This is a genomic window from Roseovarius confluentis (assembly GCF_002917925.1).
GTDB classification, from domain to species: domain Bacteria; phylum Pseudomonadota; class Alphaproteobacteria; order Rhodobacterales; family Rhodobacteraceae; genus Roseovarius; species Roseovarius confluentis.
In genome coordinates this window covers 34,757-47,853 of record NZ_PPFE01000012.1, presented here as the reverse complement: position 1 = coordinate 47,853, position 13,097 = coordinate 34,757, and the positions used below count along the sequence as shown (strand labels likewise).

The window sequence follows — 13,097 nt, the reverse complement described above, 5'->3', positions numbered from 1 at the left end:
AGGCGTTTGCCGTTCCGGGCCCCACCCCCGGCTTTTTCTTGCTGAAAATACTCAAATCCGACAGGCGCGACCGGGTGCTACCGCTTCGGCTTATCGTCGTAAGTGTCGCTCAGGATGCGCTGCGCGTTGCCCTCGGGGTCGTCATACTGGTTGCTGCGCACCGTCCACACGAAAAACCCCAGCCCCAGCCCACCCAGGATCAGCGAGATCGGGATAAGATAGGCCAGAATGGTCATGCACGCCTCCCCGACAGCCTTAGCGCGTTCAGCGACACGGTAATCGAACTCGCCGACATCGCCAAGGCCGCGATCAGCGGCGTCGCCAGCCCGGCCACGGCCAGCGGCACGGCAATGATGTTGTAAAGCGTCGCCAACCGGAAATTCTCGGTGATCCGCCGCCGCGCTTTCCGCGCCACGACCAGCGCGTCGGCCAGCGGGCTCAGGTCCGTGCCCAAGAGCACCACGTCGCTGGCCACCCGCGCGGCATCCAGCGCCGAGGCGGGCGAGATCGACACATGCGCCGCCGCCAGCGCCGCGGTGTCATTCAGCCCGTCGCCCACCATCAGCACATGGGCGCCTTTGTCCGACAACGCTGCCACGATCCGCGCCTTGTCCTCGGGCAGCACGCCCGCGTGCCAGGCTTCGATCCCCAACCGCTCCGCCAGCGCCTTCACCGCCGGTTCGGTATCCCCCGACACCAGCCAGACGGCCTTGCCCGCGCGCAAGAGCGCCGTCACGGCCTCTTCCGCACCAGGCCGCAACGCATCCTCGAAAGTCAGCGCCACAGGCGCCGCCTTCCCGATCTTCAGATAGGTCGCCGTCTCGGCACGCGGCTCCGCCCCGACCCAGGCCGCCCGGCCCAGCCGTACCTCCAGGTCGCCGACGCGCCCCGACACGCCATAGCCCGGCACCTCGGCAATCCCGGTCACGTCCGCAGGTTTCGCCTCCGCCTCGCCCAGCGCCTTGGCAATCGCCCGCGCCAGCGGATGCGCCGAGCCCCGCGCCAGCGCCAACGCCACGCCCCGCGCCGCATCGTCCAGAACGTCCGGGTTGGTCAGCACCGGCACCCCCGCCGTCAATGTCCCGGTCTTATCGAACACCACCGTGTCGACCTCCGCCAGCCGCTCCAGCGCGGTCTCGTGCTTGATCAGCATCCCCTTGCGGAACAGCCGCCCCGACGCCGCCGTGGTCACCGCCGGCACCGCAAGGCCCAGCGCACAGGGGCAGGTGATGATCAGCACCGCCGCCGCTATATTAAGCGCCGTGCGCATGTCGAACGTGTAAAGAAACCAGCCCGCAAAGGCCAAGGCAGACAGGATATGCACGCCGGGCGCATAGAGCTTCGCCGCCCGGTCCGCCAGCGACGTGTACCGCGACCGTCCCGATTCCGCGATCGCCACCAGATCCGCCATCCGGTGCAGCGACGTCTCCGCGCCCACCGCGCTGGCCCTGATCCGCAGCGGCCCGGTCAGGTTCACTTCGCCCGCCGACACAGCCTGCCCCGGCCCGGCAAAGACCGGCACGGTCTCGCCGGTCAACAGCGACCGGTCCAACTCTGACGTGCCCTCGACGATCTCGCCATCCACCGGCACGCGCCCCCCGGCCCGCACCAGCAGCACGTCGCCCACCGCCAGTTCCGCGATGGGCCGCTCTACCTCTTGGTCGTCCTCGATCCGCCACGCGCGCGGCACTTCCAGCGCCGTCAACTCCTCGGCCGCCGACCGCGCCACGGCCCGTGTCCGGTGATCCAGGTAACGCCCCGCCAACAGGAAAAAGACAAGCGCAATCGCCGCGTCGAAATAGGCGTGATGGCCCGACAGCGCCGTCTCCCAAAGCGACGTCACCACCGCCAGCGCCACGGCCAGCGTGATCGGCACGTCCATGTTCAGCCGCCCCTGCCGCAGCGCACTCCACGCGTTGCGATAGAACGGCACGCCGCAGAACGCGACGGCGGGCAAGGCAATCGCGGCGGAAATCCAGTGGAACATGTCCCGCGTCGCGTCATCCGCGCCGGACCAGACCGACACCGACAGCAGCATCACGTTCATCATCGAGAACCCGGCCACCGCCAGCCGCATAAGCAACTCGCGCCCGGCCTTGTCCGTCGCCGTGGCATTCAGCGTGCCGGGATCCAGCTCATGCGCCTCGTATCCCAGCCCTTCGACCAGCCCCACCATCTCGGCGGGCGTCACGTCGGCCTCGGCGTCGATGCTCGCCCGTTTCAGCGTCAGGTTCACCCGCGCCGAGCGCACACCGGGATGCGCGTTCAGCCCGTCCTCGATCCTGGAAATACACGCGGCACAATGGATCGTCGGCAGTGACAGCGCGATCTGCCATCCCTCCGGCGCGACCTCCACGTCGTCGGCACCGGGGGCCGCCGCACAGGCCGGGCAGCCCATCGCCGCCTGATGCCGCATCGCCACGGTCACGCACCGCTCTCCTTGATCAGCACCACGCGCTGCTGAAACACCGTGCCGTCCTCGGCCCGTGCCTCCATGCGGATGTTCCAGTTGCCCGCGCCCAGCGGCACCGTGGCAAAATAGGCCTCGCCGTCGAAACGGAACGCGGGCGTCACGTCATCCTGCACATGGGTCGCCCGCCCCACCGTTGCGTCCAGCGCCGCCACTTCCACCGGCTGGCCGTCCGCATCGGTGATCTTCAACTCCAGCATGCCCGCCTTGTGTGTCGCCTCCACGCTCCAGCCCAGCGCCTCCTGCGCGTCGCGCCGGTCGTCAAAGCTCTGGCTGGCGACATAGGAATTCTTCGTCTCCAGCCCCGGAAAGGTCTTCACCGCCGAAAAAGCCAAAACCAGGTTGACCGCGATGATGATCGAAAACGCCCCGGCAAACCCGGCAAAGACGTGCCATCCCTTGATCGTGAAGTCGCGCTTCATTCGCCCCTCCCGTTGAACACCGTGTCCTTGTGGGCGCGGTCTCCGTTCGAGATATCCTCGACCCACAGGCGCACGTCCGTCGCATCGCTCCGCGCCGCGTCCGATCCCGGCGGCGCTATCAGGTAGACGCGCTGCAAATAGGTCTCGTTGGCCGGCACATCTACCGTTTCATAGGGGGTCCCTTCAAGCTGCACGCGAATGGCCGGGTCGCCCTTGGCCGAAATCCGCATCGGGCGCGCCTCGCCATGCTTGTTGCGCAGCCGCACCTCGTAGGTGTTGCGGATCGACCCGTCCGACAGCGTGACGAAGGTCGGGTTGCGCACCGGCGCCACCGTCAGGTCGATATCCGCCCGGATGAACAGCGCAAACAACAGCCCCGCCCCCACCAGCGACCACAGCGACGTATACATGATCGTGCGCGGCCGCAGGATATGCTTCATCACCGGCTTCGGTGGCTTGCCTTCGCGCTCGCGCTCCTCGTCGGTCAGCGCCATGTAGTCGATCAGGCCGCGCGGCTTGCCGATCTTGGCCATGATGTCGTCGCAGGCGTCGATGCACAGGCCACACGTGATGCACTCCATCTGCTGCCCGTCGCGGATGTCGATCCCCATGGGGCAAACGTTCACGCAGGCCATGCAGTCGATGCAGTCGCCCGGCCCCTTCGCCGCCGCCGCGGCATCCGGCACCATGTCGCTCTCGTTGTTGGGCACCGGCGTCCGGGCATAGCTGGCCCCCGCGGTTTCCCCCGCCGCATGCGACGCCGCCTCGGCCTTGACCGCGTCCTCGGTCTGCCGCCGCCGCACGTTGCCTTTGCCCCGCGGCTCGCCCCGCCAGTACCGATAGCCGATGGTCAGCGTGTCCTCGTCCATCATCGCCGCCTGGATACGCGGCCACGGACAGGCATAAATGCAGATCTGCTCGCGTGCGAACCCGCCGAAAAAGAACGTCGTCCCGGTCAGGATGGCGATGGTCGTATAGGCGATGGGATGCGCGTTCAGGGTGAAAAGATCCACCAGCAGCGTCGGCGCATCGGTGAAATAGAACACCCACGCGCCCCCCGTGGCCACCGCGATCAGCAGCCACAGCGCCCACTTCGTCAGCCGCAGGCGCACCTTCCGCGCGTCCCATTTCTTCTGCCGGTGCAGGCGCAGCCGCGCATTGCGGTCCCCCTCGACCCAGCGTTCCACCAGGATGAACAGGTCCGTCCACACCGTCTGCGGGCAGGCATAGCCGCACCACACCCGCCCCAGCGCCGAGGTGAACAGGAACAATCCCAGCCCCGCCATCACCAGCAAACCGGCCACGAAATAGAACTCGTGCGGCCAGATCTCGATCCAGAAGAAAAAGAACCGCCGGTTCGCCATGTCCACCAGCACCGCCTGGTCGGGCAGCGACGGCCCCCGGTCCCAGCGGATCCAGGGCGTGACGTAGTAGATCCCTAGCGTCACGATCATGATGATCCACTTGAACCGGCGGAACCAGCCACTCACGCGCTTGGGAAAGACAGGCTCCCGCGCGGCATAGAGGCTCGGCGGGGTCTCGGGAGAATCAGATGTAGAGGACACGGATAGCTCTCGCTCCGATAAAGGTCTGTTGCGCCGGCCCGTTCTGACACGGCGGGTTTTCCAAAACCTTGACTCAGATCAACCCTTTTCGTCGCAGGGCGCTTCCTTCTGACGGCGCAGCCACGTCACGAAGGCCTTGGCCTTTGGGCGCAAAACACCGGGCCGCGTGACGATATGATACCCCGTCTCGCCCGCATCCCGAAACAGCAGCTTCAGCCGCCCCGCATCCACTTCCGCCTGGACCGAGGACATCGCCGTGCTGATGATCCCCTGCCCCGCGCGGGCGCCTTCCAGCATCAGGTTGCCCGGCACCTGCGTCACGCTCTTGGCGCGGCCCTCGGTGACGCCATGCTTGCGCAGCCAGTCGGTGGATTCTGACGTGCCAAGCTCTTCCAGCCACGGATAGTCCAGCAGATGCTCGGGCCGGGTGATCTCGCACGTCCCAACCAGCTTGGGCGCGGCGGTGATCACGATATCCGAGGGCACCAGCATCTCCACCTCCAGCCCCGGCCAGTTGCCGTCGCCAAAGCGCAGCGCAAGGTCATAGCCCCCCGGCGTCAACTCGTGCAGCTCCGCCGACGGGTTGATCATCAGATCGATACCGGGATGCCGCGTCTGGAAATCCATCAGCCGCGGCATCAGCCAGGTGGTCGCGAAAAGCTGCGTGGTCGAGACCTGCACCGCCCGGTCTGCATCCGCCCCGGTCAGCGCGTCGACACTGCGCGCGATGGTGTCGAACCCGGTCTTCAGCGCATCGGCCAGCTCACGCCCCTCGGTGGTCAGCTGCAACTTGCGCCCGCTGCGATCCACCAGCGGCACGCCCATCCGGGCCTCCAGCGCCTTGACCTGCTGGCTGATCGCCGCGTGGCTGACGTTCAGCGCCGCGCCCGCCGCCTGCGCCGAGCCGGTCTCGGCAAGGGCCGCGAACGCGCGCAAGGCCGTCAGGGGCGGGAGGGTCAGCCAATCCGTCATGTAATCTAATCTTACATATCCGAATTTTTCCTGAGTCGCAATAACACGCTATGGCTGTCAGATTGAGGCTATCACACGAACCTCAAAGGAACACGTCATGCTTGGAATTCTTTCAGATAGCTTCCGCACCGCCACCCGCCTGAACGATGCCGATGCCCGGCAGGGCCGCGGCCACTGGGCGCCGAACACGCGCTTCGACAACCGCCGCGACGCCGAGCTTGAGGCGCACCGCATCGGCCGCCTGCCACGCTAGGCCGGGACGATGCTCGAGGCCCGCATCTTTCACCCCAAGCCGGCCTTGCGACCACGGCCCTGGCCCTGGCGTACACGCCGCTGGCCCTACCAGACTCCTGATGTCGGCCCGCGCACAGGTTAGGTGCGCGGGGCGTCTCCCCCGACTGGCCCGTGGTCCCGGCCTTCTGGCCGCGCCACGGGTCTTTTTTCACCGACAGGCTTGCCCTCATGACCTGGAACCTGGATCACACCACAGACACCCCCGCCGGCACCGTCGCCTGGGGCAGCGCCGGATCGGGTCCGCCGCTCGTCCTCGCCCACGGCTGGCCTTGGTCGTCAGTGTCGTGGCACCAGATCATCCCCACGCTGGCGAAAACGCACACTGTTTACTGGCACGACATGCCCGGCTATGGCCGCTCCGAAAAACGCGCCGATCAGCCCACCGGACTGGACGTGCAGGGGCAGGTCTTTGCCCAAATTCTGCGCCATTGGGGCCTCGACCGGCCCCGCGTCGTGGCGCACGACTTCGGCGGCGCGACCAGCTTGCGCGCGCACCTGCTGCACGGGGCCGAATTCGACCGGCTCGTGCTGATGAACGTGGTGGCGATGCGGCCCTGGGGGTCGGAGTTCTTCGACCATGTCGGCCGCCATATCGGCGCCTTCATCGGCTTGCCCCCGCACATCCACGAAGCCATCGTGCGGGCCTATATCGACGGCGCGCTGGTCACTGACCTTGCAGCCGACGACACCGAGGCGCTCGTCGCCCCCTGGCTGGATGAGGCGGGCCGCGCCAGTTTCTACCGCCAGTTCGCCCAGGCCGACGAACGCTTCACCGCCGAGATCGAGCCGCATTACTGCGAGGTCCGCTGCCCGGTCAAAATCATCTGGGGAGAGGCCGATCCGTGGATCCCACTGGACCATGGCCGCGCCTTACACGCGCTGATGCCAGGGGCGGACTTTGAAACGCTGCCCGGCGTCGGCCATCTGCCCCAGCTCGAAGCACCAAAGGCCGTTCTAAGCGCCCTGGCCGATGTGCTCGAAAACTGACCCCTTCCAACGAAAAACACCGGCCCCTCCTGAAATGCGCGAACAGAGGGAGGGGCCGGTGCCTTCCCGGGGGCATTGCAATAGCACCCCCGGGAATCTCTTGTCGGAACGTCAGCTCATTCGCCGCCACCCAACTGATGGACGTAAGCAGACACCGCCCGGATCTCCGCTTCGCTCAGACGCTCCTGCCAAGACGGCATGACGCCAAAGCGCGAATTCCACACCGTCTCGTACAGCGCGTTGTAATCCCCGCCGTAAAGCCAGATCGCGTCGGTCAGGTTCGGCGCACCCTGCTCCTCCATTCCCATGGCGTTCTCGCCATGGCAGGCGGCACAGTTGTATTCGAACACTTCCGCACCTACCTCGGCGGCCTGCGCATCCTGCGGCTCGCCCGACAGGGACATGACGTAGTTCACCACCTGCACGACCTCTTCCTCGGTCAGAAGCTCGTCGCGGCCAAAGGCCGGCATCTGCGAATAGCGCGCGTCGGGGTCCTCGTCGTTGCGGATCCCGTGGGTGACGGTCGTGTGGATCGCCTCCATCGAGCCGCCCCACAGCCAGGCGTCATCCGATAGCGTCGGATAGCCGGTGGCCCCGCCGCCCTCGCGCCCGTGGCACTGCACGCACCAGGTGTTGAACACCGCCTCGCCCGCGGACCGGGCAAAGCCCGCCAACTCGTCGTCGCCCGGAATCGCCGCCAGCTCGACACTGGCCAGCCGCTCGTTGATCTGCGCGTTGGCCGCCTCGGCCGCCTCGATCTCGGTCTGCACGTTGGCCCGGGTCGAATACCCCAGGTAACCTTGCGTCGCGCCCGAGATCATCGGCCAGGCCGGATAGGCGATCGTGTACCAGACGCCCCAGGCGATCGTGGCGTAGAACACCCACAGCCACCAGCGCGGCAACGGGTTGTTGTATTCCTCGATCCCGTCCCATTCGTGGCCGGTCGTTTCGACCTCATGGTTGTCTTGCGGTTTCTTAACCATTTTATTGCTCCTCGTCCGAGGCACGGCGCGCAGCCGGGGCCGGCGCGTCTTCATTGCGGAAGGGAATGTCGGCGACATCCTGGTAGGCGCCCCGTGACCCGGGCCGCATGACCCAGATCACGACGCCGATGAAGAAGGCGAAGAGCGCCAGCAGCATCCAGCTGTCCGCGAACTCCCGCAGCAGGGAATAGGTGTCCATCGTCGTCCCTCCTTACCGGCTGGCCACGGGCGTGAAGGTCGAGAAATCGACCAGCGTGCCCAGCATCTGCAGATAGGCGATCAAGGCGTCGGCTTCGCTGATGCCCGGACGGCCATCGAAATTGGCTACCTGTGCGCTCTCGCCATACCGCTCGATCAACCCGTCATAGTCGCTGTCGGGATCGGCCTGCGCCCGGAAATCCGCCTGCGCGTTCTCCACATGCGCGTCCTCGTAGGGCACACCCACCAGCTTGTGCGTCGCCAGAAGGTCCCCCACGTACTGCCCGTCGATCAGCCGCTCCTCGAGATAGCCGTACTTGGGCATCACCGATTCCGGCACCACCGATTGCGGGTCGCGCAGATGGTCCACATGCCAGGCGTTGGAGTACCGACCGCCCACGCGCGCCAGGTCCGGCCCGGTCCGCTTGGACCCCCATTGGAACGGGTGGTCGTACTGGCTCTCTGCCGCAAGGCTGTAATGCCCGTACCGCTCCACCTCGTCGCGCATCGGGCGGATCATCTGGCTGTGGCAGACATAGCATCCCTCGCGGATGTAGATGTCACGCCCGGTCAGCTCCAGCGGGGTGTAGGGGCGCATCCCCTCCACTTCCTCGATGGTGTTCTCCAGCCAGAACAGCGGTGCGATCTGCACGATGCCGCCGATGGTCACCACCAGGAAGGCAAAGATCGCCAGCAGGGTCACGTTGCGTTCTAGGATCTGGTGCCGGTCCAGGAAGGTCTTCTTCTTGGGCCGGTCCCCCACGCCCGAGGCCGAAGCCGGCATCGGGGGTTTCTGCATTTTATCGTCAGTCATTTTTCCGGCCCTCCTTATTCAGCCGGGACAGCGGAGTTGTCGGTCTGCACCGCCGGGCTCCGTCTGACTGTCATGTAAAGGTTGAAGCACATGACGATCGCACCGGAGAGGAACATGACCCCGCCCAGACCGCGCACCACGTACATCGGCAGCTTCGCACTCACCGTGTCGGCAAAGGAGTTCACCAGGAACCCGTTGGCATCCACTTCACGCCACATCAGGCCTTCCATGATGCCGGTCACCCACATCGACGCCGCGTAGAGAATGATCCCGATCGTCGCCAGCCAGAAGTGCCAGCTCACCAGGCTCAGGCTATACAGCCGCTCGCGGTTCCACAGCTTGGGCACCAGGAAGTACAGGCAGCCAAAGGTGATCATCCCGTTCCAGCCCAGCGCGCCGGAATGCACGTGCCCGATGGTCCAGTCGGTGTAATGCGACAGGCTGTTCACCGCGCGGATCGACATCATCGGTCCTTCAAAGGTGGACATCCCGTAAAAGCCAAGGCTGATCACCATCATCCGGATCACCGGATCGGTCCGCAGCTTGTCCCACGCGCCGCTCAGCGTCATCAGGCCGTTGATCATCCCGCCCCACGAGGGCATCCAGAGGATGATCGAGAACACCATGCCCAGCGTCGAGGCCCAGTCGGGCAGCGCGGTATAGTGCAGGTGGTGCGGACCGGCCCAGATATAAAGAAAGATCAGCGCCCAGAAGTGGATGATCGACAGTTTATAGCTGAACACCGGCCGCCCGGCCTGTTTCGGCACGAAGTAGTACATCATCGCCAGGAACCCCGCCGTCAGGAAGAAGCCCACGGCGTTATGGCCGTACCACCATTGCGTCATCGCATCCTGCACGCCCGAAAAGACCTGCACGGACTTGGAGCCGAAGATGCTCACCGGAATGCTCAGGTTGTTCACCACGTGCAGCATCGCGACCGTGATGATGAACGACAGGTAAAACCAGTTCGCCACGTAGATATGCGGCTCTTTCCGCTTCACCAGCGTGCCGACGAACACGGCCAGGTAGGACACCCAGACGATGGTCAGCCACCAGTCCACGTACCATTCCGGTTCCGCGTATTCCTTGGATTGCGTCGCGCCCAGCAGGTAGCCGGTGGCGGCCAGCACGATCACCAGTTGGAACCCCCAGAACACGAACCACGCCAGGTTCCCGCCCCACAGCCGCGCCGCGCAGGTGCGCTGCACCACGTAGAACGACGTCGCGATCAGCGCGTTGCCGCCAAAGGCGAAGATCACCGCGCTGGTGTGCAAGGGCCGCAGCCGGCCAAAATTCATGTAGCCTTGCGCCCATTCGAAATTGAGCGTCGGAAAGGCCAGCTGGAACGCGATGAACGTCCCCACCAGGAAGCCCACGACCCCCCAAAGCGCCGTGGCGATCACCCCGGCGCGCACGACCCCGTCCATGTATTCCCCGGACAGGTCGACCACGGGGCGGTCCTCGTCCGTGTTGCGCAGCACCCAGATGAACATGCCCGCCGCCACAAGGGCGATGGTCAGCGCATTCACAAGGTACGCGATATCCCGTGCCTGGTTGGCGGCGAACAGCGCGAAAAACGCGATCAGCCCCAACAGGATCAGTTTTACGTAGTTACCCATTTTGCGTCCCTTTGCCGTATGTCCGCGCAGGCCCTGCCGGGGCGCACGGAGTCATTTGACTGGGGCCGCTTATTTCCGATGCCGAGTCACCCCGCTTTGATCTGCATCAAAGGATTGGCGGGAATGGGTTGACCGGCATCAAGGCAGCGTCTCGCCCCGGGGGCCAGATTGCGTTCGAAATGGTTAATGAAAGGCGAATCGCAATGCCCTGGAAAACGATCTTCTGCGCCCTGTCCGATGCCTCACGCGTCGAGCATACCTTGACCCACGCCGCCGAACTGGCTCGCCTGCACGGGGCGCATCTCGACGTGCTCAGCCTCGGCGTCGCCCGCGATCCGGCAACGCATTATTTCTCCGGCGCCGGTGTCAGCGCCGTGATGGTGCAGAACATATTCGAAGGTTGCCACGAGGAAGCCGCCGAGATCGACAGCGCCGCGCGCGCGGTCCTGGGCCGGCAGGACGGCTTCTTCTGGTCCTGCGACAAGGGCGTCGCGCAGCTTGCCGACCTCGGACACCATGTCGCCGACCGCGCCCGCTTTGCCGATCTCGCCGTGCTGCCCATGCCCTATGGCGAGGGGCTGGGCCCCGAGCTTGCCCCCCTGACCGAGGCGATCCTGTTCGACGGGCGCATTCCCGCGATGGTTCTGCCCAACACGCCGGACATCACCCTTGACCCCAAGCGGGTCGTGATCGCCTGGAACGACGGTCAGGAGGCGCTGCGCGCCGCCCGCGACGCGCTGCCGATGCTGCAACGGGCCGAGCGCGTACACGTCGTGGTCGTCGATCCGCCGGTACACGGCCCGAACCGCTCCGATCCGGGCGGTCTGCTATCACAATTCCTGGTGCGTCACGGCGTGGCGGTCGAAATCGACGTGGTCTCCAAAACCCTGCCCCGCATCGCCGACGTGCTCTTGCGCCGCGCGCAGGATATCGACGCCGATGCCGTTGTCATGGGCGCCTACGGCCATTCCCGCGTCCGCGAGGCGGTCTTCGGCGGCGCCACCCGCTACATGCTGGAGCACGCGCCCCTGCCGCTCTTCATGGCGCATTAAAGCGTTTCCGGGTCAGTCTGAAACATGCATCGCTTTTCGCGTCTCAAGAGGCAGCGAAAAGCGATGCAGTGTTTCCCGGAAACGCTCTGAGGTCGGGGCTGGGGTCGCGCAACGGACCAGACACATCGGTTCCTACGCGCGGCCTCAGATCGTCCCGAGGTAATACCCGATGGCCTCTTCCAGCTCCGTTTCCTCGTACCCGAAATGAGAGCGCACGACCTCTTCCAGCTTCCGGTACGTGGCGGCGGCCCGGGCAAAGTTTTCCTCGCTGGGGTCTTCCGCCAACGTGTCTGCCGCGCGCCCAAGACGAACGATCAACTCGTGGACGACCTCGTGCTCTGACACCAGTTTCGCCACGACCTCCCGGAACATTCCCCCGCCCGCTGCCTCGATGCGGGGAAACATGTCGGTGCTCTCGATATCGTGGTGCAGCTTCAACACCTGGCACTCGCGCCCGCACAGGGTCCCGAACACCCGGAAATTCTCGGCCATGTCCAGCGACAGCACGATCTGCCTCAGGTTCTCGGGTGGGGCATCCCGCGCTTCGATCCGCGCCAGCACCGCGCCGATCCGCGCCATCTCCATCAGGTAGTGCCGGTGGATCGCCGCCAACTGTCGGCCCTGGCGCCGATGCCTGTCCGTGGCGTCCGGCACCTTCGGCGCCCGTGGCCGCGCGGCCTCGTCGATGGTGAGGTCATCCAGCGAATAAGTCGAGAGGTCAGCCATGCCCGGTAACAAAGCCCCTCCCGGACCGAAGTCAAGACCATCGGTCACCCCGTAGGGTGGGTAAAAAACCACGCGCCGCGCCTTAACCGCACATTACCCCCGAACGCCCCGTTAACCCCGCCAATTCGGAAAAATCGCACCGTCGCGATACCACTTGAATACCGACGCAATACCGACGTCGAATTTTTCCTGAATTCAAAGGATTAACCTTATTCCCGGGCTCAGGCCAGCATCCCGCCGTCGCTGTCATCCCCCGCCTCTTCCAGCAGGCGGTCGAAATCCGGCACCGTCACATGCCGCTTGCCTTCCAGGTGGATCACCTGGTCACGCTTCAACGCACTGATCTGGCGGCTCACCGTCTCCAGCGTCAGGCCCAGGTAATCGGCCATCGCCTCGCGCGTCAGCGGCAGGTCGAACACCACCTGCCCCGCGGCCTTGGACATGTTCAAGACCGCGTTACGCCGCCCCAGGATCGCCAGGAACGACGCGATCTTCTCCCGCGCCGTCTTGCGCCCCAACAGCAGCATCCATTCGCGCGCCGCATCCAGCTCGTCCAGCGTCATCTCCAACAGGCGCTGGCCGATATGCGGCGTCTTTTCCATCATGTTCTCAAAGGGTTGCTTGCGGAAACAACACATCACCACGTCGCTCACCGCGACCACGTTATAGGCCGCCTTCTCGCGCCCTGGACGGCCCACGAAATCGCTCGGCAACAGCAGGCCCACCATCTGTGTGCGCCCGTCTTCCAGCGTCTGCGTCAGCATCGCGATGCCCGACACGACCGAGCCCACGAAATCCATCCGGTCCCCGGCCCAGATCAGCGTCCGGCCCGCCTCGAAGCTGCGGTAGTACTTGATCTGGTCCAGTTGCTCCAGTTCCTGCGCATCACATCGCGCGCACACGGCCCGGTGCCGAATGGGACACGCATCGCATTCACGGGGGATCAGGTCATGTGCATCTTTGAGCATCGATAATGCTTTCGGTCGAGTTGATCT

At 65.4% G+C, this 13,097-nt stretch carries 14 protein-coding genes; 3 read left to right on the top strand and 11 right to left on the bottom strand.

Features of this window, described 5'->3' with window-relative positions; genetic code table 11:
* Window positions 1-77: 77 nt before the first annotated feature.
* From ccoS to C2I35_RS19365, 5 genes are all read right to left on the bottom strand, one after another.
* Window positions 78-236 (bottom strand): cbb3-type cytochrome oxidase assembly protein CcoS, encoded by a 159-nt coding sequence (gene ccoS, locus C2I35_RS19385; RefSeq protein WP_103764685.1) that lies wholly within the window; start codon window positions 234-236, stop codon window positions 78-80.
* Window positions 233-2,428, bottom strand: a complete 2,196-nt coding sequence (locus C2I35_RS19380) for a heavy metal translocating P-type ATPase (protein WP_245890559.1) — start codon at window positions 2,426-2,428, stop codon at window positions 233-235. The genes ccoS and C2I35_RS19380 overlap by 4 nt, the downstream gene beginning before the upstream one ends.
* Window positions 2,425-2,892, bottom strand: a complete 468-nt coding sequence (locus C2I35_RS19375; protein ID WP_103764684.1) for a FixH family protein — start codon at window positions 2,890-2,892, stop codon at window positions 2,425-2,427. The genes C2I35_RS19380 and C2I35_RS19375 overlap by 4 nt, the downstream gene beginning before the upstream one ends.
* A complete protein-coding gene (locus tag C2I35_RS19370) occupies window positions 2,889-4,457 on the bottom strand; it encodes an RdxA/RdxB/FixG family protein (protein WP_103764683.1) in 1,569 nt (522 codons plus the stop codon). The genes C2I35_RS19375 and C2I35_RS19370 overlap by 4 nt, the downstream gene beginning before the upstream one ends.
* Before the next feature lie 78 nt (window positions 4,458-4,535).
* The gene (locus tag C2I35_RS19365) at window positions 4,536-5,429 is read right to left on the bottom strand and encodes a LysR family transcriptional regulator (RefSeq protein WP_103764682.1); all 894 of its coding nucleotides are present in this window, start codon (window positions 5,427-5,429) and stop codon (window positions 4,536-4,538) included.
* A 97-nt stretch (window positions 5,430-5,526) separates the two neighbouring features.
* On the opposite strand from C2I35_RS19365, the gene C2I35_RS22235 reads away from it, so the two are divergent.
* Complete coding sequence (locus tag C2I35_RS22235; protein ID WP_170067265.1) at window positions 5,527-5,682, top strand: hypothetical protein; 156 nt, start codon at window positions 5,527-5,529, stop codon at window positions 5,680-5,682.
* 209 nt (window positions 5,683-5,891) lie between these two features.
* On the top strand, window positions 5,892-6,710 hold the full coding sequence (locus C2I35_RS19360) for an alpha/beta fold hydrolase (protein ID WP_103764681.1): 819 nt from the start codon (window positions 5,892-5,894) through the stop codon (window positions 6,708-6,710).
* A gap of 116 nt (window positions 6,711-6,826) precedes the next feature.
* Here C2I35_RS19360 and ccoP read toward each other — a convergent pair whose 3' ends face one another.
* From ccoP to ccoN, 4 genes are read right to left on the bottom strand one after another with little or no spacing between them, the layout of a single operon-like run.
* A complete protein-coding gene (gene ccoP, locus C2I35_RS19355; RefSeq protein WP_103764680.1) occupies window positions 6,827-7,693 on the bottom strand; it encodes a cytochrome-c oxidase, cbb3-type subunit III in 867 nt (288 codons plus the stop codon).
* Between the two features lies 1 nt (window position 7,694).
* The gene (locus tag C2I35_RS19350; protein ID WP_103764679.1) at window positions 7,695-7,892 is read right to left on the bottom strand and encodes a cbb3-type cytochrome c oxidase subunit 3; all 198 of its coding nucleotides are present in this window, start codon (window positions 7,890-7,892) and stop codon (window positions 7,695-7,697) included.
* A gap of 12 nt (window positions 7,893-7,904) precedes the next feature.
* Window positions 7,905-8,675 (bottom strand): cytochrome-c oxidase, cbb3-type subunit II, encoded by a 771-nt coding sequence (gene ccoO / locus C2I35_RS19345; RefSeq protein ID WP_103764678.1) that lies wholly within the window; start codon window positions 8,673-8,675, stop codon window positions 7,905-7,907.
* A gap of 44 nt (window positions 8,676-8,719) precedes the next feature.
* Window positions 8,720-10,324: a cytochrome-c oxidase, cbb3-type subunit I gene (gene ccoN, locus C2I35_RS19340; protein WP_103764677.1), complete on the bottom strand. Its 1,605-nt coding sequence runs from the start codon at window positions 10,322-10,324 to the stop codon at window positions 8,720-8,722.
* Between the two features lie 203 nt (window positions 10,325-10,527).
* Here ccoN and C2I35_RS19335 point away from each other — a divergent pair, with 203 nt between their 5' ends.
* Window positions 10,528-11,376, top strand: a complete 849-nt coding sequence (locus C2I35_RS19335; protein WP_103764676.1) for a universal stress protein — start codon at window positions 10,528-10,530, stop codon at window positions 11,374-11,376.
* A gap of 144 nt (window positions 11,377-11,520) precedes the next feature.
* Here the strand turns inward: C2I35_RS19335 and C2I35_RS19330 are convergent, their stop codons facing one another.
* Window positions 11,521-12,102 carry a hemerythrin domain-containing protein gene (locus tag C2I35_RS19330; protein WP_103764675.1) on the bottom strand — a complete coding sequence of 194 codons (582 nt, stop codon included), beginning with the start codon at window positions 12,100-12,102 and terminating at the stop codon, window positions 11,521-11,523.
* 221 nt (window positions 12,103-12,323) lie between these two features.
* Window positions 12,324-13,070 carry a transcriptional regulator FnrL gene (gene fnrL, locus C2I35_RS19325; RefSeq protein WP_103764674.1) on the bottom strand — a complete coding sequence of 249 codons (747 nt, stop codon included), beginning with the start codon at window positions 13,068-13,070 and terminating at the stop codon, window positions 12,324-12,326.
* Between the last annotated feature and the right edge of the window lie 27 nt (window positions 13,071-13,097).

What these genes read in the sequence shown, in the direction of transcription:
- C2I35_RS19335 (WP_103764676.1), top strand. Translation starts at nt 10,528, where the DNA reads ATGCCCTGGAAAACGATCTTCTGCGCCCTGTCCGATGCCTCACGCGTC.
- C2I35_RS19330 (WP_103764675.1), bottom strand. Translation starts at nt 12,102, where the DNA reads ATGGCTGACCTCTCGACTTATTCGCTGGATGACCTCACCATCGACGAG.
- ccoS (WP_103764685.1), bottom strand. Translation starts at nt 236, where the DNA reads ATGACCATTCTGGCCTATCTTATCCCGATCTCGCTGATCCTGGGTGGG.
- C2I35_RS19365 (WP_103764682.1), bottom strand. Translation starts at nt 5,429, where the DNA reads ATGACGGATTGGCTGACCCTCCCGCCCCTGACGGCCTTGCGCGCGTTC.
- fnrL (WP_103764674.1), bottom strand. Translation starts at nt 13,070, where the DNA reads ATGCTCAAAGATGCACATGACCTGATCCCCCGTGAATGCGATGCGTGT.
- ccoP (WP_103764680.1), bottom strand. Translation starts at nt 7,693, where the DNA reads ATGGTTAAGAAACCGCAAGACAACCATGAGGTCGAAACGACCGGCCAC.
- ccoN (WP_103764677.1), bottom strand. Translation starts at nt 10,324, where the DNA reads ATGGGTAACTACGTAAAACTGATCCTGTTGGGGCTGATCGCGTTTTTC.
- C2I35_RS19375 (WP_103764684.1), bottom strand. Translation starts at nt 2,892, where the DNA reads ATGAAGCGCGACTTCACGATCAAGGGATGGCACGTCTTTGCCGGGTTT.
- C2I35_RS19360 (WP_103764681.1), top strand. Translation starts at nt 5,892, where the DNA reads ATGACCTGGAACCTGGATCACACCACAGACACCCCCGCCGGCACCGTC.
- ccoO (WP_103764678.1), bottom strand. Translation starts at nt 8,675, where the DNA reads ATGCCGGCTTCGGCCTCGGGCGTGGGGGACCGGCCCAAGAAGAAGACC.
- C2I35_RS19350 (WP_103764679.1), bottom strand. Translation starts at nt 7,892, where the DNA reads ATGGACACCTATTCCCTGCTGCGGGAGTTCGCGGACAGCTGGATGCTG.
- C2I35_RS22235 (WP_170067265.1), top strand. Translation starts at nt 5,527, where the DNA reads ATGCTTGGAATTCTTTCAGATAGCTTCCGCACCGCCACCCGCCTGAAC.